At 74.4% G+C, this 17,734-nt stretch carries 21 protein-coding genes; 12 read left to right on the top strand and 9 right to left on the bottom strand.

The genetic code is table 11. The features are described 5' to 3' along the window. The first annotated feature begins 14 nt into the window (after nt 1-14). Together glpK and ACH34Q_RS37440 are read left to right on the top strand one after the other, a co-directional pair. A complete protein-coding gene (glpK, locus tag ACH34Q_RS37435; RefSeq protein WP_395987911.1) occupies nt 15-1,532 on the top strand; it encodes a glycerol kinase GlpK in 1,518 nt (505 codons plus the stop codon). Nucleotides 1,533-1,613: 81 nt separating this feature from the next. Beyond that, entirely contained in the window at nt 1,614-3,287 is a 1,674-nt protein-coding gene (locus ACH34Q_RS37440; protein ID WP_395987912.1) for a glycerol-3-phosphate dehydrogenase/oxidase, read from the top strand. Between the two features lie 7 nt (nt 3,288-3,294). Here the strand turns inward: ACH34Q_RS37440 and ACH34Q_RS37445 are convergent, their stop codons facing one another. From ACH34Q_RS37445 to ACH34Q_RS37465, 5 genes are all read right to left on the bottom strand, one after another. Then, nucleotides 3,295-4,530 (bottom strand): RNA polymerase sigma factor, encoded by a 1,236-nt coding sequence (locus tag ACH34Q_RS37445; protein WP_395987913.1) that lies wholly within the window; start codon nt 4,528-4,530, stop codon nt 3,295-3,297. Nucleotides 4,531-4,532: 2 nt separating this feature from the next. Further along, nucleotides 4,533-4,880: a YciI family protein gene (locus ACH34Q_RS37450; RefSeq protein ID WP_395987914.1), complete on the bottom strand. Its 348-nt coding sequence runs from the start codon at nt 4,878-4,880 to the stop codon at nt 4,533-4,535. A gap of 87 nt (nt 4,881-4,967) precedes the next feature. After that, nucleotides 4,968-5,876, bottom strand: a complete 909-nt coding sequence (locus ACH34Q_RS37455; protein WP_395987915.1) for an alpha/beta hydrolase — start codon at nt 5,874-5,876, stop codon at nt 4,968-4,970. A gap of 165 nt (nt 5,877-6,041) precedes the next feature. After that, on the bottom strand, nt 6,042-6,923 hold the full coding sequence (locus tag ACH34Q_RS37460) for an NAD(P)H-binding protein (RefSeq protein WP_395987916.1): 882 nt from the start codon (nt 6,921-6,923) through the stop codon (nt 6,042-6,044). A gap of 5 nt (nt 6,924-6,928) precedes the next feature. After that, a complete protein-coding gene (locus tag ACH34Q_RS37465; RefSeq protein ID WP_395987917.1) occupies nt 6,929-7,972 on the bottom strand; it encodes a saccharopine dehydrogenase NADP-binding domain-containing protein in 1,044 nt (347 codons plus the stop codon). Between the two features lie 82 nt (nt 7,973-8,054). Between ACH34Q_RS37465 and ACH34Q_RS37470 the strand changes: the two genes are divergently transcribed. Beyond that, nucleotides 8,055-8,648 (top strand): TetR/AcrR family transcriptional regulator, encoded by a 594-nt coding sequence (locus tag ACH34Q_RS37470; protein ID WP_395987918.1) that lies wholly within the window; start codon nt 8,055-8,057, stop codon nt 8,646-8,648. Nucleotides 8,649-8,739: 91 nt separating this feature from the next. On the opposite strand, the gene ACH34Q_RS37475 is transcribed toward ACH34Q_RS37470, so the two are convergent. Together ACH34Q_RS37475 and ACH34Q_RS37480 are read right to left on the bottom strand one after the other, a co-directional pair. Beyond that, on the bottom strand, nt 8,740-10,197 hold the full coding sequence (locus tag ACH34Q_RS37475; protein ID WP_395987919.1) for a benzaldehyde dehydrogenase: 1,458 nt from the start codon (nt 10,195-10,197) through the stop codon (nt 8,740-8,742). Between the two features lie 298 nt (nt 10,198-10,495). Continuing rightward, nucleotides 10,496-11,701, bottom strand: coding sequence for a hypothetical protein (locus ACH34Q_RS37480; RefSeq protein ID WP_395987920.1), 1,206 nt, complete (start codon nt 11,699-11,701; stop codon nt 10,496-10,498). Between the two features lie 234 nt (nt 11,702-11,935). Between ACH34Q_RS37480 and ACH34Q_RS37485 the strand changes: the two genes are divergently transcribed. From ACH34Q_RS37485 to ACH34Q_RS37525, 9 genes are all read left to right on the top strand, one after another. Then, nucleotides 11,936-12,259 carry a hypothetical protein gene (locus tag ACH34Q_RS37485; RefSeq protein WP_395987921.1) on the top strand — a complete coding sequence of 108 codons (324 nt, stop codon included), beginning with the start codon at nt 11,936-11,938 and terminating at the stop codon, nt 12,257-12,259. A 225-nt stretch (nt 12,260-12,484) separates the two neighbouring features. Beyond that, a complete protein-coding gene (gene gvpJ / locus ACH34Q_RS37490; RefSeq protein ID WP_395987936.1) occupies nt 12,485-12,916 on the top strand; it encodes a gas vesicle protein GvpJ in 432 nt (143 codons plus the stop codon). Continuing rightward, nucleotides 12,913-13,710, top strand: a complete 798-nt coding sequence (locus ACH34Q_RS37495) for a GvpL/GvpF family gas vesicle protein (protein WP_395987922.1) — start codon at nt 12,913-12,915, stop codon at nt 13,708-13,710. Before gvpJ ends, ACH34Q_RS37495 begins: the two co-directional genes overlap by 4 nt. 1 nt (nt 13,711) lies before the next feature. Next, nucleotides 13,712-14,023, top strand: coding sequence for a gas vesicle protein GvpG (locus tag ACH34Q_RS37500; RefSeq protein WP_395987923.1), 312 nt, complete (start codon nt 13,712-13,714; stop codon nt 14,021-14,023). A gap of 2 nt (nt 14,024-14,025) precedes the next feature. Further along, entirely contained in the window at nt 14,026-14,295 is a 270-nt protein-coding gene (gene gvpO / locus ACH34Q_RS37505; protein ID WP_395987924.1) for a gas vesicle protein GvpO, read from the top strand. A 7-nt stretch (nt 14,296-14,302) separates the two neighbouring features. After that, on the top strand, nt 14,303-14,776 hold the full coding sequence (locus ACH34Q_RS37510; protein ID WP_395987925.1) for a gas vesicle protein: 474 nt from the start codon (nt 14,303-14,305) through the stop codon (nt 14,774-14,776). Beyond that, nucleotides 14,773-15,591, top strand: a complete 819-nt coding sequence (locus ACH34Q_RS37515; RefSeq protein WP_395987926.1) for a GvpL/GvpF family gas vesicle protein — start codon at nt 14,773-14,775, stop codon at nt 15,589-15,591. Before ACH34Q_RS37510 ends, ACH34Q_RS37515 begins: the two co-directional genes overlap by 4 nt. Further along, nucleotides 15,588-15,824 carry a gas vesicle protein gene (locus ACH34Q_RS37520; RefSeq protein ID WP_395987927.1) on the top strand — a complete coding sequence of 79 codons (237 nt, stop codon included), beginning with the start codon at nt 15,588-15,590 and terminating at the stop codon, nt 15,822-15,824. The genes ACH34Q_RS37515 and ACH34Q_RS37520 overlap by 4 nt, the downstream gene beginning before the upstream one ends. Then, nucleotides 15,821-16,222, top strand: a complete 402-nt coding sequence (locus tag ACH34Q_RS37525; RefSeq protein ID WP_395987928.1) for a gas vesicle protein K — start codon at nt 15,821-15,823, stop codon at nt 16,220-16,222. Before ACH34Q_RS37520 ends, ACH34Q_RS37525 begins: the two co-directional genes overlap by 4 nt. A 30-nt stretch (nt 16,223-16,252) precedes the next feature. On the opposite strand, the gene ACH34Q_RS37530 is transcribed toward ACH34Q_RS37525, so the two are convergent. Then, complete coding sequence (locus ACH34Q_RS37530; RefSeq protein WP_395987929.1) at nt 16,253-16,843, bottom strand: Rho termination factor N-terminal domain-containing protein; 591 nt, start codon at nt 16,841-16,843, stop codon at nt 16,253-16,255. 117 nt (nt 16,844-16,960) lie between these two features. Continuing rightward, on the bottom strand, nt 16,961-17,734 hold a 774-nt coding region (locus ACH34Q_RS37535; RefSeq protein ID WP_395987930.1), incomplete at its 5' end, for an ATP-binding cassette domain-containing protein.

Consider the following 17,734-nt stretch of genomic DNA (forward strand, 5'->3'; position numbering starts at 1 on the left):
GAGGATCACCCCTTATGAGCGACTTCGTCGGTGCGGTCGACCAGGGTACGACCAGTACCCGGTTCATGATCTTCGATCACGGCGGGAACGAGATCGCCCGCCACCAGCTGGAGCACGAGCAGATCCTGCCGCAGGCGGGCTGGGTGGAGCACAACCCGACCGAGATCTGGGAGCGGACCCGCGCGGTCATCCAGACCGCGCTCACGAAGTCGGGCCTGCGGCATTCGGACCTGGCCGCGCTGGGCATCACCAACCAGCGCGAGACGGCCGTGGTGTGGGACCGGCGCACGGGGCGGCCGTACTACAACGCGATCGTGTGGCAGGACACCCGGACCGACCGGATCGCTTCCGCGCTGGACCGCGACGGGCGCGGCGACGTCATCCGCCGCAAGGCGGGCCTGCCGCCGGCGACGTACTTCTCCGGCGGGAAGATCCAGTGGATCCTGGAGAACGTCGACGGCGTGCGGGAGGCCGCCGAGGCCGGTGACGCGATCTTCGGTACGACCGACAGCTGGCTGCTGTGGAACCTGACCGGCGGCACCGACGGCGGTGTGCACGTCACCGACGTCACCAACGCCAGCCGCACGATGCTGATGGACCTGGAGACGCTGGACTGGGACGAGGAGCTGCTGTCGTTCTTCGGGATCCCGCGCGCGATGCTCCCGGCCATCCGCCCCTCCTCGGACCCGGCCGGCTACGGACTCACCCGCGCCGACGGGCCGCTGGGCGGGCAGGTCGCGCTGACGGCGGCGCTCGGCGACCAGCAGGCCGCCACCGTCGGGCAGGTGTGCTTCGAGCCGGGGCAGGCCAAGAACACCTACGGCACCGGCAACTTCCTGCTGCTCAACACCGGCACCGAACTGGTCCGCTCCTCCAACGGGCTGCTGACCACCGTCTGCTACCGCTTCGGCGACGACGCCCCGGTGTACGCGCTGGAGGGGTCGATCGCGGTGACGGGGTCGGCGGTGCAGTGGCTGCGCGACCAGCTCGGCATCATCTCCGGTGCCGCCCAGAGCGAATCGCTGGCGCGGCAGGTCGAGGACAACGGCGGTGTCTACTTCGTCCCGGCGTTCTCGGGGCTGTTCGCCCCGTACTGGCGCTCGGACGCGCGCGGCGCGATCGTCGGGCTGTCGCGGTTCAACACCAACGCCCATTTGGCCCGCGCGACGCTCGAATCCATCTGCTACCAGACGCGCGACGTCGTGGAGGCGATGCGCGAGGACTCCGGCGTCTCCCTGGACGTCCTCAAGGTCGACGGCGGCGTCACCGCCAACAAGCTCTGCATGCAGATCCAGGCCGACGTCCTGGGCGTCCCGGTGTCGCGGCCCGTCGTCGCCGAGACCACCGCGCTCGGCGCCGCGTACGCCGCCGGCCTGGCGACCGGCTTCTGGAAGTCGACCGCCGAGCTGGCCGGCAACTGGAACGAGGACGAGCGCTGGCACCCGTCCTGGGACGGCGAGCAGCGCGAGCGCGGCTACACCGGCTGGAAGAAGGCCGTCGGGCGCACCCTGGACTGGGTCGACGTCACCTGATGAGAACGGGGGGCGGGGCCGGAGACCGGCGCCCGGCCCCGCCCCCGCCACCTGGCCCCCCATCCGCATGAGGAGCACGCAGTGAAACCCGTATCCCTGGGTCCCCCGTACCGGCGCGACGCCCTGCGGCGGCTGGCCGGCACCGAGTTCGACGTGCTGGTGGTCGGCGGCGGCATCGTCGGCGCCGGAGCGGCCCTGGACGCCACCTCGCGCGGCCTGTCGGTCGCGCTGGTCGAGGCGCGAGACTGGGCCTCGGGGACCTCCAGCCGCTCCAGCAAGCTGGTGCACGGCGGGCTGCGCTACCTGGAGCAGCGCGACTTCGGGCTGGTCCGCGAGGCGCTGCGCGAGCGCGCCCTGCTGCTGACCCGGCTGGCCCCGCACCTGGTACGGCCCGTCCCGTTCCTGTACCCGCTGCGGCACCGCCTGTGGGAACGCTGCTACGTCGGCGCGGGCGTGACCCTGTACGACACCATGGGCGGCTCGCGGGTGATGCCGCGGCACCGCCAGCTGAGCAGGGGCGCCGCCCTGCGCGAGGCCCCGGCGCTGCGCCGCGACGCACTGGTCGGCGCCGTGCAGTACTACGACGCGCAGGTCGACGACGCCCGCTACACGATGATGGTGGCCCGTACCGCCGCGCACTACGGCGCCTGCGTGGCGACCCGTACCGAGGTCACCGGGTTCCTGCGCGAGGGGGAGCGGGTGACCGGCGCCGCGGTGCTGGACACCGAGACCGGCGTGGAGATCCCCGTGCGGGCCCGCCGGGTCGTCAACGCCACCGGCGTGTGGACCGACGGCGCGGGCCGGATGGCACAGACCCGCACGCCGTTCAGCGTCCGCGCGTCCAAGGGCGTGCACCTGCTGGTACGCCGCGACCGGATCCCGCTCAACACCGGCCTGATCTGCCGTACCGGCAAGAGCGTGCTGTTCGTCATCCCGTGGGGCCGGCACTGGATCATCGGCACGACCGACACCCCGTGGGAGGACGGCCCCGACGGCCCGGTCGCCGCCCCTGGCGATGTCGGCTACCTGCTGGATGAGGTCAACGCGCTGCTGCGGACGCCGCTGACCCTCGACGACGTCGAAGGGGTCTACGCGGGTCTGCGGCCGCTGCTGTCGGGCGAGACCGACGACACCACGCGCCTGTCGCGCGAGCACACCGTCGCCGAGCCCGTGCCGGGCCTGGTCGTGGTGACCGGCGGGAAGTTCACCACCTACCGGGTGATGGCGCAGGACGCCGTCGACGCAGCCGCCGGCGGGCTGGAGGAGGCCGTGCCGCCCTCAGCGACCGCCCGGCTGCCGATCCTGGGCGCGGTCGGGTTCGAGGTGCTGTGGAACGAGCGCCGCCACCTGGCCGAAGGGTCGGGCCTGCACGTGGCGCGCGTCGAGCACCTCCTCAAGCGCTACGGGTCGTGCATCCCCGAACTGCTGGCCCTCATCGCGCAGGACCCGTCCCTGGGCGAGCCGCTGCCGGGTGCCCCCGACTACCTGTGCGCCGAGGCCGTCTACGCCGCCACCCACGAGGGCGCCCTCACCCTGGAGGACGTCCTGGCGCGACGCCTGCGCGTGAGCATGGAGGAACGCGACGGCGGCCTGGCCGCCGCCCGGCACGTCGCCGGGCTCATCGGCCCCGTCCTGGGCTGGGACGCCGCCGACCGTACCGCCGAACTGGACCGCTACGTCCGCTACGTCCAGGCCGAACGCGGCGAGGACGCCCCGGCCGCCGGCGACCCCGCCGCACTCGCCACCCCGGCCTGACCCGGCGTCAGCACCCCGCCGCGCGGTCGAGGAAGTCGCGTTCCACTGGATTGGGGGCGCTCTCGGCGGCGCGGCGGTAGGCGGCGCGGGACTCCTCGCGGCGGCCCAGCCGGGCGAGCATCTCGGCGCGGGCGGCGTGCAGCCGGTGGTAGCGCTCCAGCGCGGGGTCGGCGGCGATCCGGTCCAGCTCGGCCAGGCCCGCCCGCGGCCCGGCGGCCATCGACACCGCGACCGCGCGGCCCAGCGCGGCCACCGGCGAGGGGTGCACCTCCAGCAGGATGTCGTACAGCGCCACGATCTGGGGCCAGTCGGTCGCGTCGGCGGTGGGCGCCTCGGCGTGCAGCGCGGCGATGGCGGCCTGGACGGCGTACGGCCCGGCCCGCCGCGACAGCCGCAGGGCGCGCTCGGTCAGGGCCCGTCCCTCGGCGATCGCGGCGGTGTCCCACGCGGAGCGGTCCTGGTCGGCCAGCAGCACCAGCGCGCCGCCGCCGTCGACGCGGGCACCGCGGCGCGAGTCGTTCAGGACCAGCAGCGCCAGCAGTCCCAGGACCTCCGGCTCGCCGGGCAGGAGCGCGGCCAGCAGCCGCGCCAGCCGCAGCGCCTGGTCGAGCGGCTCGGGGCGGACCAGGGTGGTGCCGCGGCTGCCGGTGTGGCCCTCGGTGAACAGCAGCGCGATCACCGCCAGCACGGCGGGCAGCCGCTCGGCGGGGTCGGCGGGGACCCGGTAGGGGATGCCCGCCTGCTGGATCTTCTTCTTGGCGCGGGTGACGCGGGCGGCCATCGTCGCCTCGGTGACCAGGAACAGCCGCGCGATCTCGGCCACGTGCAGCCCGCACACCAGCCGCAGGGTGAGCGCGACGGCCGCGTGCGGCGCCAGCGCGGGATGGCAGCAGGTGAACACCAGCCGGAGCCGGTCGTCGCCGTACGCGCCGCCGGCGTCCCCGTCCGCCCCGTCGCCGTCGGGGACGATCAGCAGCGGCAGCCTGCGCTGCAGCGCGGTACGGCGGCGCATCCGGTCCAGGGCCTTGCGGCGCGCGGCCGTGGTGATCCACCCGACCGGGTTGCCGGGCACGCCGGTGCGCGGCCAGGTCCGCAGCGCCGCGACGAAGGCCTCCTGGACGGCGTCCTCGGCCTCGTCCAGATCGCGCGTGAGGCGCACGACGGTGGCGAGCGCTCGCGCCCACCCCCGCCGGTGCGCCTGCGCGACCGCCGCGGCGATGTCCGGCCCGGGCGGTGGCGGCACGGCTACGGTGCCTCCCAGAGCGGCCTGATCTCGGTGCCGGCGTCGATCGGGCAGTGCCGGGCGATCTCCAGGGCCTCGTCCAGGTCCCGCGCCTCGACGATGTAGTAGCCGCCCAGGTGCTCGGTCAGCTCCACGAACGGCCCGTCGGTCACCACGGGCGCCGCACCCGCCGCCGGGCGCAGCGTGGTCGCGGTGGCCGAGGGCCGCAGCGCCCCGCCGCTGAAGGGCGTCCCGCGCTCACGCAGGTACGCGGCGAACTCCTCGTGCTCGGCCATGGACCGCTTCAGTTCGTCCTCGGGCGCGGCGAGCCAGTCCTTGTCGGCCTCGTACAGCATCAGCATGTACTTCATCGCGGTGTCCCTTCCCGCTGGGGTGCGCTGTCGCTCATATGACGAACGGCCCGCGCCGGAATCGACAGCCGCTTCACGACGCCGGGCTCAGATCGCGGCGCGTACGGCGGCGCCGATGCGGGCGACGGCCTCGGCGGGAGCGCGGGCGCACGATCCCCAGCCCAGGAACCCGTGGTCCAGGCCGGTGCCGGTGATGAGGGTGGTGGGGACGCCGGCGGCGCGCAGCCGCCGCGCGTACCGCTCGGCCTGGGGGCGCAGCCGGTCGTACTCGGCGGTCGCGATGATCGCCGGCGGCAGCCCGGCCGGGTCGGGTTCCAGCAGCGGGGACACCTCCGGCCGGGACGGGTCGGTGCCGCCGAGGTAGAGCCGCACGATGCGGGCCAGGCCGGACGGGGCGAACTCCAGGCCGTCGGGGTCGGGCAGGTCCGGCGGGATCTCCCGCAGGTCCACGGCCGGATAGAGCAGCACCTGCAGCGCCGGGGCGCCGGTGCCGCGCAGCCGCAGGGCGGCCGAGGCGGCCAGCTGACCGCCCGCGCTGTCGCCGGCGACGCCGATCCTGGCGGGGTCCAGGCCGAGTTCGCCGGCGCGGGCGGTGACCTGCCGGACGGCGGCGACGGCGTCCTCCAGCGGGGCGGGGAACGGGTCCTCGGGCGGGCGGCGGTAGCCGACCGACACCCACGCGACACCGCTGGCGACCGCCAGGGCCCGTACGACCGGGTCGTAGCACTCCACGTCGCCCAAGGCCCACCCGCCGCCGTGCAGGTACACCAGGCCGGGCACCGGGGTGCCGGACGCGGGCGCGTACAGCCGGGCCGGCAGGGGACCGGCGGGGCCGTCGAGCGTCAGGTCCTTGACCACGTCCACGGCGGGGCGGGGGAGCGGGGCCAGGTCGGCGGCGTGCTCGCGGCGGATCTGCTCGATCGGCCGGGGCCCGGGCGGCGGCGCGGCCGCCAGGCGCCGCCGCATGAACGCCAGGTACTCGGGGTCGCGGCCCATGCCGCTCAGCGTACGGGAGGCGCTGGAGATGAGGCGGGACGGCCTCGCGGCCGTTGGCGGCGGGCCTGGACCGGGGGATGGCGGTGGCCCACGTTCACCCTGATCAGTGGCTCACCCGGTCCGGGCCATGCACGGCTTCCAGGACGTTGACTGAACCTTACTTTGTCAAGGTCGGGGCCGGGAAGCAGCGAACTCCTCGAGTGTCTGCGGCTTCGTGCCTCCGAACTCTTCAATGGCGGCGGTCACCTCGTACAGCTCGTGCTGGGATCCGATGGCCCGGAACAGCGCCCACAGGTGGTCCAGGTGCTCGACCGCGACGTCGTCCCCGTACAGGGGCCGCGCGCGTCGGCGCCATTCCTCGGGGGACAGGGCGAGGTATTCCAGCGGGGCGCCGGCGGCGCCGTAGGCCTCGGCGATCTGGGCGACCGTGAGGATCTGCCCGGTCAGCCGGCAGACGGGACCGGGGTCGAGGGCGGGGTCGGCCAGCAGGCCGGCCCCGACGCGGGCGACGTCGGTGCCGCTGATGAGGGGGACGACGGTGCCGGGCGGTCCCAGCGGGATCGGCAGCTCGCGGCGCCCGCCGGCCTGGGCCAGGAAGTCGATGTTCTCGAAGAACACCGCCGCGCGCAGGTGCACCGCGCCCACCTCGGCGCGGTCCAGGACCTGCTCGGCCAGCCAGTGCCGCCGCATGTGCGGGGTTCCCGCGTAGGGGTCGGCGGCCAGTTGCGAGACCGCGACGACGCGTTCCAGGCCCTCCTGGCGGGCGGCCGCGGCGAACGCGGCGGTGGCGGTCAGCAGCCCTTCGGTGACGGGATAGGTGAAGTAGGCGCGGCGCACGCCCCGCAGCGCCGGGAGGACCGAGGTGATCTCGCGCAGGTCGCCGGTGACGACCTCGGCGCCCAGGCCGCGCAGCCGGGCGGCGCGTTCGTCGTCGGTGCGGACGAAGGCGCGGACGGGCAGGCCGCGTTCCAGCAGCATCTCGGTGACCAGGCGGCCGGTCGCTCCCTGCGTGCCGCCGCCGGCGCCGGTGACCAGGATCGGTTCCATCGCGCTCACCTGGCCGCGGGCAGGTCGAGGGTGAACGCGCCGAGGCGTTCCAGATCGCGCAGGAAGGGCGCGGCGGGGAAGGCCTCGGCGGCGCTGAGGACGCCGGCCTTGGCGGGCCCGTTCCCGGCGGCGATGCGTACGGCGGCCTCCACCGAGGCCAGGGCGGCGGCGCGCCACAGGTCGTGCCCGGTGAGGTGGCCGCTCGCGCCGCCGGTGCCGGGCGGGCCGACCGCCTGGACGGCGACGGTGAAGTCGCTGCCGGCGCGGGTGGCGGCGTCGGCGTCCTCGGAGTCGAAGACGCCGGGTTCCTCGAACGTGGCGGCGGTCAGCATCAGGTCGACGTCGCGGACGGCGACGTGCCGGGGGATGGTGACGATCTCGCAGGACGGCAGCGGTGTGATCATCGTGCGGGGGCCGATCGGCGGCGGGAACGCGAACACGGCGTTGCGGGGCTCGACGTACCCGACGCGGTGGGCGCCGTCGCCGAAGGTGATCCGCTCGGGCTCGGCGAACAGTTGCGCGGCGGTGTCCTTGGCGCCGGTGGTGAGCCGCCAGCCGGTCACCGCGTACCCGACGACGAGGCGTTCGACGGCGGTGAGGCCGGTGGTGACGGCGGAGGCGAGCAGGTCGCCGAGGCCGCCGTAGAAGCTGAGGCCGGGGATCACGGTGATCCCGGCGGCTGCGGCGGGTTCCTGGTAGGTGTCGAAGAGGTGCTTGACGTGGTGGGACTCGATGGCGTGGTCGATGTAGTGGCAGCCGCCGGCGACGGCGGCCGCCGCGACCGGGTCGCCGGTGCGGGAGAACGGCCCGGCGCAGTGCACCAGGACGTCGGCGGACGTGGTGAGTTCGCGCAGCGCGCCGGGGTCGTCGAGGGGGACGGTGCGGGTGCGGACGCGGCCGGGTGTGCCGAGTTCGGCGGCCAGTTCGGCCAGGGCGGCGGGGTCGCGGCCGGCCAGGACGATGTCCTGGCCGCGGGCGAGCAGTTCGGCGGCCACCAGGCGTCCGGTGTGGCCGTAGGCTCCGTAGATTGCGATGAGCGGTGCGGTCATGGGCCGGCTCATTTCCATACCTTGGGTATGTAACAATTCCGAAAGTTACATACTCGGAGTATGTACGTCAAGGGGAGGGTGCATGGTGCGGCGGACCCAGGCCCAGCGGTCGGACGCGACGACGTCCCTGCTGATCACCACCGCGCAGGAGCTGTTCGGCCGGGACGGGTACGCCGGGACCTCGATCGAGGCGATCGCGGCCGCCGCGGGCTTGACCAAGGGCGCGGCGTACCACCACTTCCAGGGCAAGGCGGCACTGCTGCGGGCGGTGTTCGTCCGCGAGCAGGAGGAGATCTCCGCCGAACTGGAGCGCGTCGCGGCGGGGGAGCCGGACGCGTGGTCGGCGCTGCGGCGGGGCGTGCGGACGTTCCTGGAGCGCTGCCTGGATCCGGGGTTCCGCCGCATCGTGCTGCTGGACGGGCCGGCGGTGCTGGGCTGGGACATCGTCCGCGCGATCGAGTACGAGCACGTCCTGCGGGTGCTGAGCGGGGGGATCGCCGCCGTGGCCGCCGAGGGGGACGGTGGCGGGGGAGCGGTGGCCGCGCGCGCCCAGCTGATGTTCGGGGCACTGTGCGAGGCGGGCATGCTGCTGGCCCGCTCAGACGACCCCGAGGCGGCCTTCCCGACGATGCTCGCGGAGGCCGAACGCCTGCTGAACACCGCCGCTCAGGCGTGACCGTACTGAACCTTACAACGTCAAGGATTGAGGCGGTGATGCTGAACATCACCGCCTCAATCACACAAGCTTCAGCTGGGAAGAGCCGCTTCTAGAAGGGGTGCGGGGCGATGTCGCCGCGCATGGTGACCCACTGGGTCTCGGTGAACGCGTCGATGTTGGCGTCGGGGCCGCCGAAGCGGGAGCCGTTGCCGGAGGCGGCCAGTCCGCCGAAGGGGACGACGGGCTCGTCGTTGACGGTCTGGTCGTTGATGTGGACCAGGCCGGTGGGGATGGCGTCGGCGATGCGCATGGCCTGGCCGACGTCGCCGAGGATGCCCAGCGACAGCCCGTACTCGCTGTCGGCGGCGAGGGCGATGGCCTCCTCGACGGTCCCGAACGGGACGACGGGCGCGACGGGGCCGAAGACCTCCTGGGCGTAGGCGGGCATGCTCGGGGTGACCTCGGCCAGGACGGTCGGCCGGTAGAACAGGCCTTCGTGGGTGCCGCCGGCGGCGAGGCGGGCGCCGGCGGTGACGGTGGCGCGGACCAGGGCGTCGATGCCGGCGAGCTGGCGCTGGTCGATGATGGGGCCGAGGGCGACGTGGCCGGTGGCGGGGTCGCCGACGGGGAGCTTGTCGGCCTTGTCGGCCAGGGCGTCGACGTACTCGTCGTGGACGCTGTGGTGCACCAGGTGGCGGCCGGTGGTCATGCAGATCTGGCCCTGGTGCAGGAAGGACCCCCAGGCGCCGGCGGACGCGGCCTTGGCGATGTCGGCGCCGGGCAGCACGATCAGGGCGTTGTTGCCGCCGAGTTCCAGGTGGGCGCGCTTGAGGAGGCGGCCGCAGGTCTCGCCGATCTTGCGTCCGGCGGCGGTGGAGCCGGTGAAGGAGACGACGCGGACCTCGGGCGCGGTGATGACGGCGGCGCCGACGTCGGCGCCGCCGGGCAGCAGGTGCAGCAGCCCTTCGGGGAGGCCGGCCTCCTGGAAGATGCGGGCCACGGCGACGCCGCCGCAGACGGCGGTGCGGGGGTCGGGCTTGAGCAGGACGGCGTTGCCCAGCGCCAGGGCGGGCGCGACCGAGCGCATCGACAGGATCAGGGGGAAGTTGAAGGGGGCGATGACGCTGACGACGCCGGCGGGGCGGCGGCGTGCCAGGCTCCAGCGGGGCTGGGACGAGGGCAGCACCAGGCCCTGGGGGTGGGAGGCGAGGGCGGCGGCCTCGTAGCACAGGCTGGCGGCGAAGTGGGTTTCGAGTTCGGCCTTGGGCGGGATGGAGCCGGCCTCGCGGACGATCCAGTCCTGGATCTGTTCGGCGTGCTGCTCGAACAGGGCGCCGGCGCGGCGCAGGACGGCGGCGCGTTCCTCGTAGGGGCGGGTGGCCCAGTCGCGCTGGGCCGTGGCGGCGGTGGCGGCGGCGCGGGCCGCGTCGTCGGCGCCGGCCTGGCCGAGGCTGGCGAGGGTGGCGCCGGTGGCGGGTTCGACGACGTCGTAGGTGCCCGCCGTTGCGGTGTTCCAGGTCCCGTCGAAGATCTTGCCGGTCCACAGGGCGGGGTCGAGCAACGTCATCGTTCCTCCTTGGCGCGGGGTGCGGGCGGGCCGCGGGGTGGGTGGGCGGCGGCGTGGCCTCCTTTCCCCAAGTTGCTGGACGTCAGGGGGTGTGCGGGGATCAGGTTTCCGCTGGGTGGAAGGTGTCGGGGCGGGCGGGCGGATTTAATGCGTTGCGGGTGTGCGCGGGGTGGGGAGATGCTCGGTCGTATCCGGAGACTCCGGGGCCGTGCGGGCCGGTTCGCCTCGTACGGTCCCGGGCTTGTTTGTCCCACCCGGGGCTGAGTTGTCCCACCCGGGGCTTGCCTTCCCGCCTGGGTCACCAGGGGACGGCGGTGACGCTGATGTGGTCGTCGGCGGGGTTGTAGTGCGACATGAGCAGGTGCCGGCCGGTGCTGAGTTCGGGGTGGCCGATGTAGGCGCGGCACAGGTCGAAGCCCGATTGGCCGGCGCAGGGGACGGTGGCGCGGCGGCCGGGTTTCCAGGGGCCTGCGGGGGTGGGGGCGCGCCAGACGCGGAAGTCGCCGCTGACGCCGTGCTGCTCGATGAGCGCGTAGCCCTTGCCCAGGGTGGTGTAGTCGGCGGCGTGGACGACGCCGCTGGGGGTGGCGCCGTGCAGGACGGACTGGGCGTGTGAGGCGTCGGGGGTCCAGCCGCGAGCGGTCCAGTACCGGTAGGCCGATGGGTCGGTCCATGCGCCGGGGTCGGCGCGGACGCGGGCGAGGGTGACGCGTCCGCCTTGGCAGACGCCGAAGGCCTCGCGGTCGCAGATCGACCCGTACAGGTAGAGGTGGCCGCGCCAGAAGAGCGGTGAGCCGAGGTTGTGCTGGAAGGGCAGGCCGCCGGGGACGGCGAACACGCGGGACTGGCCGCCCAGGGCGTTGGTGGCGGGGTGGTATTCGACGAGGCCGAATCCTTGGGTGCTGATGGCGTCGTCGCGTACGCACACGTCGGTGTAGGCGATGAGGAGGGTGGAGGTGCCGGGGCGTCGGGCGGCGCCGGAGATCCAGGAGGCGCTGTAGGCGTTTCCGGGGATGTGGCAGCGGGCGCCGGTGCCGGCGGGCGGGGCGCCGAGGGTGCCGGGGAGCACCTGCGGGCCGGGCAGGACGAGTCCGGGTGGTGTGCGGAGCATGGCCTGGGGCGGGTGGTCGCCGGGTGTGGTGGCCGGGGGCGCGGGTGGTGCGGGCAGTTCGGTGAGGCCGGTGGGGACGCGGCCGGGGCGGTAGGCGGCGGTGGCGGCGGTGGCGCCCAGCAGCAGGCCGCGGTCGGTGCCGGTCCAGACCGAGTCGCAGAACAGCCACAGGGTGTGGCCGGTGCGGTCGGGGAGCGGGATGGAGTAGCCGCAGTCGCGGTTGATGTGGTTGCCGGGGGCGGCGGTCTCGTACCGCGAGAGCAGGCGGGCTGGTGGTGGCGCGTCGGTGGGGCGTGGGGGTGCGGAGGGTCCGAGCAGGGGGGTGAGGGCCAGGGCGGTGAGGACGGCTGCGGTGATGAGGGCCAGGCGGGGTCCGCGTGGGCCTGGCGCCATCTCGGTTGTCCTCTCGCGGCCTTGGTGGCGTGGACCCCACAGGGTGCCGTGTGCGCGGGCCCGCTTTCAACCCTTGGGGCCGGGGCTGTTGGTGCGCGCCGGGCCGGGCGGGATGTTTGCCCGAGGCGGGCGGGGTAGAGCCGCAAGGAGGCGAGCCGAGTTTTTCGCCGGGAGGTCCTGCCTGTGCTGTGGGGCCGCCGGCTTTGGAAGTGTCACCAGTGAAAGGAACCCCCCATGCCAACCCCCTCGATTCCCGATGGCGCCGGCAAGGTGAAGCAGGGCGCCGCTCGTACCAAGGATGGTGCGGCTCAGGCCGGCGGGTCGGCCGGCGGAGCGGCCAAGGGCGCCGCAGGTAAGACCGCCGGTAAGGCCGGGGATGTCGCCGGCAAGGCCGGTGACACGTCCCGGAAGGCCGCCGGGAGTGTGGCCGCCGTGCCGGGGCAGGTCGCGAAGCTGACCAAGGTGATGACGCTGGGCAAGCTGCTGCGCGCGGCGCCCGCGGTCGCCGCCGCCGGTGTGGCCGTCATCGTCGGGCGCCGCCTGATGCGCAGGCGCTGACGGCGGGCCGCGCGGCCGCGTTCGGCGGGCGCGCGGGTCGTCACTGATCGCAGGGGAGCCCGGGCCGCGGGCATCGATGTCGCGGCCCGGGCTCCCTTGCCTTGTGCGGGACCGTTTCTTGGTGCCCTGTTTAGGGCGGTGCGCGGGGGTACGGATCGGGCTTGACCGCGAATCGGGAGAAAAGCGAGCAATCCGGATAAGGAGTGGGATGACATGAGCGGGCCGATCGCCCAGCAGACCTCCGGCACCACCTACCAGCAGCAGGGCGGTGGCGGCAACCACGGCGGCGGGCTCGCCGACGTGGTCGACCTGATCCTGGAAAAGGGCCTGGTCATCGACCTGTACGCCCGTGTCGCGCTGGTCGGCATCGAGATCCTCACCGTGGACGTGCGGATCGTGGTCGCCAGCGTCGACACCTACCTGCGCTTCGCCGAGGCCTGCAACCGGCTCGACCTGACCAACACCGGTACCGCCAAGGGGCTGCCGGAGATGGTCGGCGGCATCACCGAGTCCGGCGCGAACAAGAAGACCAAGGGCGCCCTGTCGGGCGCGCAGGAGAAGCTCCAGGAGACGTTCGGCTCCTCCGAGGGAGACGACAAGGACAAGGAAAAGCAGCCGTCGCGGCGCCGCTCGGCCCGTAAGGAGGACGACGAATGACCACCCCGCAGACCCCCGGCGACACGCCCCGGCAGGGGACCGGCGCACCGGCCGCCGCGCAGTACGTGTACGGCGTCACGCGCGCCGGCGCCGCGCTGCCCGCCGGCCTCACAGGCCTGGACGAGCGGCCCGTCGCGCTGGTCACCCATGAGCGCTGCGCCGCCGTGACCAGCGACCTGCCCTCCGACCGCCCGCTGGGCGCCCGCGCGGACCTGCTGGCCCATCAGAGGGTGCTGGAGGCGCTGCTGGAGGCGGGCACCGTGATCCTGCCGTTCCGGTTCGGTGCCGCGCTCGCCGGGCCCGAGGCGGTGGAGAAGGAACTGCTGGCCGCCAACGCCGACCGCCTGTCGCAGGTGGTGGACGAGCTGGACGGCCGCGTGGAGCTGCGCGTCAAGGGCACCTACGTCCAGGACACCGTGCTGCGCGAGGTCATCGCCGCCGATCCGCAGATCGCCGAGCTCAGCGCCCGGCTGCGCGAGGTCCCCGAGGACGCCGCCGACGCCGCCTACTACGAGCGGGTCCGGCTCGGCGAGCTGATCGCGCAGTCGCTGGAGGCGCGCCGCGAGCACGACGGGCAGACGCTGCTGGAGGCGCTCGCGCCCGCGGCCGAGGCGCTGGTCCGCAAGCCGCCCGCCCGCGAGGAGGACGTCGTGGACGCGGCGTTCCTGGTCGAGCGCGACCGGCACGCCGACTTCGAACGCGCCGTGCAGGAGCTCGCCCAGGCCCACGCCGACCGGATCACCGTCCGCCTCATCGGGCCGCTGCCGCCCTACGACTTCGTCCCGGAGGCCTGAGGTGGGCCTGTTCACCGGGCTGGTGACGCTGCCGCTGGCGCCGGTGCGGGGCGTGGTGTGGATCGCCGAGGTCCTGCAGGAGCAGGCCGAGGCGCGGCTGTACGACCCGGGCCGTATCGCCGCCGAGATGCAGGACCTGGCCGACGCGGTCGCCGCCGGTGAGATCACCGAGGAGGAGGCGGCCGCGCGCGAGGAGGAGCTGATCGACCGCCTCACCCACCACCGCCGCCAGGCCGGCCCGATGGGTCCGGCAGGGCCCGCCGGTGTCCCCGGGCCGGCGGGCCCGCCCGGGGACACCGGCGGAGGGGGCTGAGCATGCTGTCGGCCGCCGACGCCGCCAAGCGCGCCGTCCACCACGTCACCGAGATGACCGGCCGCAATGCCGAGAGCGTCGTCGGCATCCACCGCACCGGCGAAGGCGACGGCGACGGCTGGTGCGTCACCGTCGAGGTCGTCGAGACCCACCGCATCCCCGACTCCGCCGACATCCTGGCCGTCTACGAGGCCGAGGTCGACGGCGACGGCGAGCTGGTCTCCTACCGCAGGGTCAGGCGCTACCCGCGGGGACGAGCCGGAAAGGACTGAACGACACGTGAGCGACATCTCCTGGACCGGGGCCCGCAATCCGGCCCGCACGTCGGCGGCGGGCGCGCCGCCCGCCGCGAACCTGGCCGACCTGCTGGAGCGCATCCTCGACAAGGGGATCGTGATCGTCGGGGACATCCGGGTCAACCTGCTGGACATCGAGCTGCTGACCATCAAGCTGCGGCTGCTGGTCGCCTCGGTCGACCGCGCCAAGGAGATGGGCATCGACTGGTGGGAGCACGACCCGTCGCTGTCCTCGCGCGCCCGCACGACCGAGGCCGTCTCCACCGCCGATTCCTCCGAGGAGGCGCTGCTGGAGGAGAACCGGCGGCTGCGCGAGCGACTGGACGCCCTGGAGGCCCGCGCCCTCGACCCCGCCACATCCGATGGCGCCGTCGGCGAGCAGGGTGAGAAGGAGGCGGCCGCCCGCGACACCGAGGCAGCCCGCACACCGCGCAACCGAAAGGCCGGAGACAAGTGAGCACCGACGGCACCGCCGTGTACCTGTACGGCGTGGCGCGCGGCCTGGACCCGGCCGCGCTGGACGGCGCCGCCGGGGTCGCCGGCGCCCCCGTCCGCGAGATCACCGCCGCGGGCCTGACCGCGCTGGTCAGCACCGTGCGCCTGGACCAGTACGGCGAGGAGGCGCTGCGCGCCAACCTGGAGGACCTGAGGTTCCTGGAGGACACCGCGCGCGCCCACCACGACGTGGTCGACCGCGCCGCCCGCGCCGCGCCGACCGCACCCGTGCGGATCGCCACCCTGTACCGCGACGACGGCCGCGTCGCCGAGATCCTGACCGAACGGCACGCCCAGTTCACCGGCGTCCTGGACGGCATCACCGGCCGTACCGAATGGGGCGTGAAGGCCTACGCCCACGCCGAGGCCTACGACAACGCCCCCGATCCCCGCGACGACCCCGAACCGGCCGGCGCCGGCGGGGGAGCGGGTGTGGGGACGGCCTACCTGCGGCAACGCCAGGTGCAGCGGCGCCGCCACGAGGACGCGGCTCGGCACGTCAGCGGCCAGGCCGAGGCCGTGCACGCCGAACTGGCCGACCACGCCGCCGCGTCCCGCAGCCACCCGCCGCAGGACCCCCGGCTGTCGGGGCACGAGGGCACCCTGATCCTCAACACCGCCTACCTGGTCGACGACGACCAGGTCGCGGGGTTCCTGGCCGTCACCGATGATCTGGACGCCCGGCTGCCGGGCATCGAGGTCCAGGTGACCGGCCCGTGGCCGGCGTACTCCTTCATCGACGGCGCCGGCACCGGCGGCCCCCGGAACGCCCCATGAGCATTCCCCTCGACGTCGGCCACGGCCCCGGGCGCGGGCCCGACACCGGCGCCCCGATGCAGCGCGTGGCGCTGGTGGACCTGCTGGACCGGCTGCTGGCCGGCGGCGTGGTCATCAGCGGCGACCTGGTCATCTCCATCGCCGAGGTCGACCTGGTGCACGTGTCGCTGCGCGCGCTGATCACCACGATCCGCGACGAGATCCTGCCCGAGATGCTGGAGGAGGAGCCGTGAGCCGCGAACCCGTCGACGGTGAGGTCACCGTGCACGACGCCGTTCCGGGCGCCGCGCCCTGGACCCGCCGCCCCGCCGACCCCGGTCCCCGGCCGGTGCGTTCCACACCCGGGTCCAGCGCCGTGATGCAGCGGCTGAAATCCGACCCCGAGACCGTCGAACGCGACCTGGTGAAACTCGTCCTCACCCTGGTGGAGCTGGTCCGCCAGCTGATGGAGCGCCAGGCGCTGCGCCGCGCCGAAGGCGGCGATCTCAGCGAGGAGCAGATCGAGAGGCTCGGGCTGGCGCTGATGCGGCTGGAGGAGGCCATGACGCGCCTGAAGGACCACTTCGACCTCGACGACCACGACCTCAACCTGGACCTGGGCCCGCTGGGCCCGCTCCTGCCCGAAGACTGACCTTGGCCGGGGGCGCGCCCCCGGCCAAGGTCACTTGGCGGGGGGCGCCGAACGGGCGGTCTGCCGGATCGCCTCGGCCAGCTGCTCCTTGCTCATCCGGGAACGGCCCGTGATGCCCAGATCCTGCGCCATCCGGTACAGGTCCTGCTTGCTCATCGACGCGTCGACGGCGTCCGCGGCGGCACGCCCGGCGGGCGCCGCGGGTGTCGCGGGCTCGGCGGGCTCGGGGGATTCGGCGGGCTCGGGGTCGACCGCAGCCGGTTCCGCCTCCGTCTTCTCCGCCTTCTGTGCCTTCTCGGCCGGGGCCGCCGGGGTGGGCGGGACCGGCGCGGCGGGATCGGGACGCAGCCGCTCGGGTGCGGGAGCCTCAGGAACCTCGGCGACCTCAGGAGCCTCTGGAGGCGTGGAGGCCTCGGGCGGCGCGGGAGGCGCGGGAGGCGCGGCGACCTCGGGAACCGCGGGAGTTTCGGGAGCACCGCCGTCGTCGGCGGGGGCGTCCTTCTTGCCGCCGCGCACCCGCGTGAACGCCGCCCGTCCCGCGCCCGACGTCCTTGCCCACGCCGCACGCATGGTCTCGCGGGACCGTGACAGTGCCGACGGCACCTTCCGTTCAGCCGCCATCGATGCTCGCCCCTTTCCTTGGGGTTGGGGAATCTTGTGCCGCTTTACCCTGCAGGCAGCCTCCCATACCGTCCACCCCGATCACGCCGGAAGCGTGGTGTCAGGCACAGCGTGTTGTCAGGCGGCAAGGAGTTCGGCGTCCCACAGGTCGCGGTACGGCCCGGGCCGCGACAGCAGCGCCTCGTGCGTGCCGCGCTGCGCGGGCCGGCCCCGGTCCAGCACCACCACCTCGTCGGCGGCGGCCAGCGCCGCCAGCCGGTGGGTGACCAGCAGCAGGGTGCCGCCGCCGGGCATCATCAGCAGGTCCCGGACGATCTGGTCGGCGGCCCGGGGGTCCAGTGCCTCGGCGGGCTCGTCCAGGATCAGCACCGGGGGATCGGCCAGCAGGGCCCGCGCCAGCAGCAGCCGCTGCCGCTGCCCGCCCGACAGGCCGTGACCGCCCGCGCCGACCGGGGTGTCCCAGCCCTGCGGCAGCGCCGCCACGACCTCGGCCAGCCGGGCCCGACGCGCCGCCGCGTCCAGCTGTTCCCGCGTGGCGTCCGGGCGGGCCAGCAGCAGGTTCGCTCGGACGCTGCCGGCGAACACGTGCGCGTCCTGGGACAGCCCCCGCACCGCCGCCCGTACCGCGTCGGGGTCGCAGGACCGCACGTCGTGCCCGCCCAGCAGCACCGCTCCCGAGACGGGCGCGGCCTCGCCGGACACCGCGGCCAGCACCGTGCTCTTGCCCGCCCCGCTGGCCCCCACGATCGCCACCCGCCGGCCCCGTTCCACCAGCAGGTCCAGCCCGTCCAGCGCACACACCTCCCCGTCGGCGCCGGCGCGGACGGGGTGCGGGTGGCGGTGGCGGCGCTGACCGCGCTGATCGCGGTGGAGGCGGCGCTGCCGCTGGTG

Origin of the sequence: Actinomadura sp. 9N407 (assembly GCF_044326315.1) — a bacterium.
Lineage (GTDB): Bacteria > Actinomycetota > Actinomycetes > Streptosporangiales > Streptosporangiaceae > Spirillospora.

Bases quoted from the DNA above. Each gene is read 5' to 3' on its own strand.
- glpK (WP_395987911.1), top strand. From the start codon at position 15: ATGAGCGACTTCGTCGGTGCGGTCGACCAGGGTACGACCAGTACCCGG.
- ACH34Q_RS37450 (WP_395987914.1), bottom strand. From the start codon at position 4,880: ATGAAGTACATGCTGATGCTGTACGAGGCCGACAAGGACTGGCTCGCC.
- ACH34Q_RS37455 (WP_395987915.1), bottom strand. From the start codon at position 5,876: ATGGGCCGCGACCCCGAGTACCTGGCGTTCATGCGGCGGCGCCTGGCG.
- ACH34Q_RS37460 (WP_395987916.1), bottom strand. From the start codon at position 6,923: ATGGAACCGATCCTGGTCACCGGCGCCGGCGGCGGCACGCAGGGAGCG.
- ACH34Q_RS37465 (WP_395987917.1), bottom strand. From the start codon at position 7,972: ATGACCGCACCGCTCATCGCAATCTACGGAGCCTACGGCCACACCGGA.
- ACH34Q_RS37470 (WP_395987918.1), top strand. From the start codon at position 8,055: ATGGTGCGGCGGACCCAGGCCCAGCGGTCGGACGCGACGACGTCCCTG.
- ACH34Q_RS37475 (WP_395987919.1), bottom strand. From the start codon at position 10,197: ATGACGTTGCTCGACCCCGCCCTGTGGACCGGCAAGATCTTCGACGGG.
- ACH34Q_RS37480 (WP_395987920.1), bottom strand. From the start codon at position 11,701: ATGGCGCCAGGCCCACGCGGACCCCGCCTGGCCCTCATCACCGCAGCC.
- ACH34Q_RS37485 (WP_395987921.1), top strand. From the start codon at position 11,936: ATGCCAACCCCCTCGATTCCCGATGGCGCCGGCAAGGTGAAGCAGGGC.
- ACH34Q_RS37495 (WP_395987922.1), top strand. From the start codon at position 12,913: ATGACCACCCCGCAGACCCCCGGCGACACGCCCCGGCAGGGGACCGGC.
- gvpO (WP_395987924.1), top strand. From the start codon at position 14,026: ATGCTGTCGGCCGCCGACGCCGCCAAGCGCGCCGTCCACCACGTCACC.
- ACH34Q_RS37520 (WP_395987927.1), top strand. From the start codon at position 15,588: ATGAGCATTCCCCTCGACGTCGGCCACGGCCCCGGGCGCGGGCCCGAC.
- ACH34Q_RS37530 (WP_395987929.1), bottom strand. From the start codon at position 16,843: ATGGCGGCTGAACGGAAGGTGCCGTCGGCACTGTCACGGTCCCGCGAG.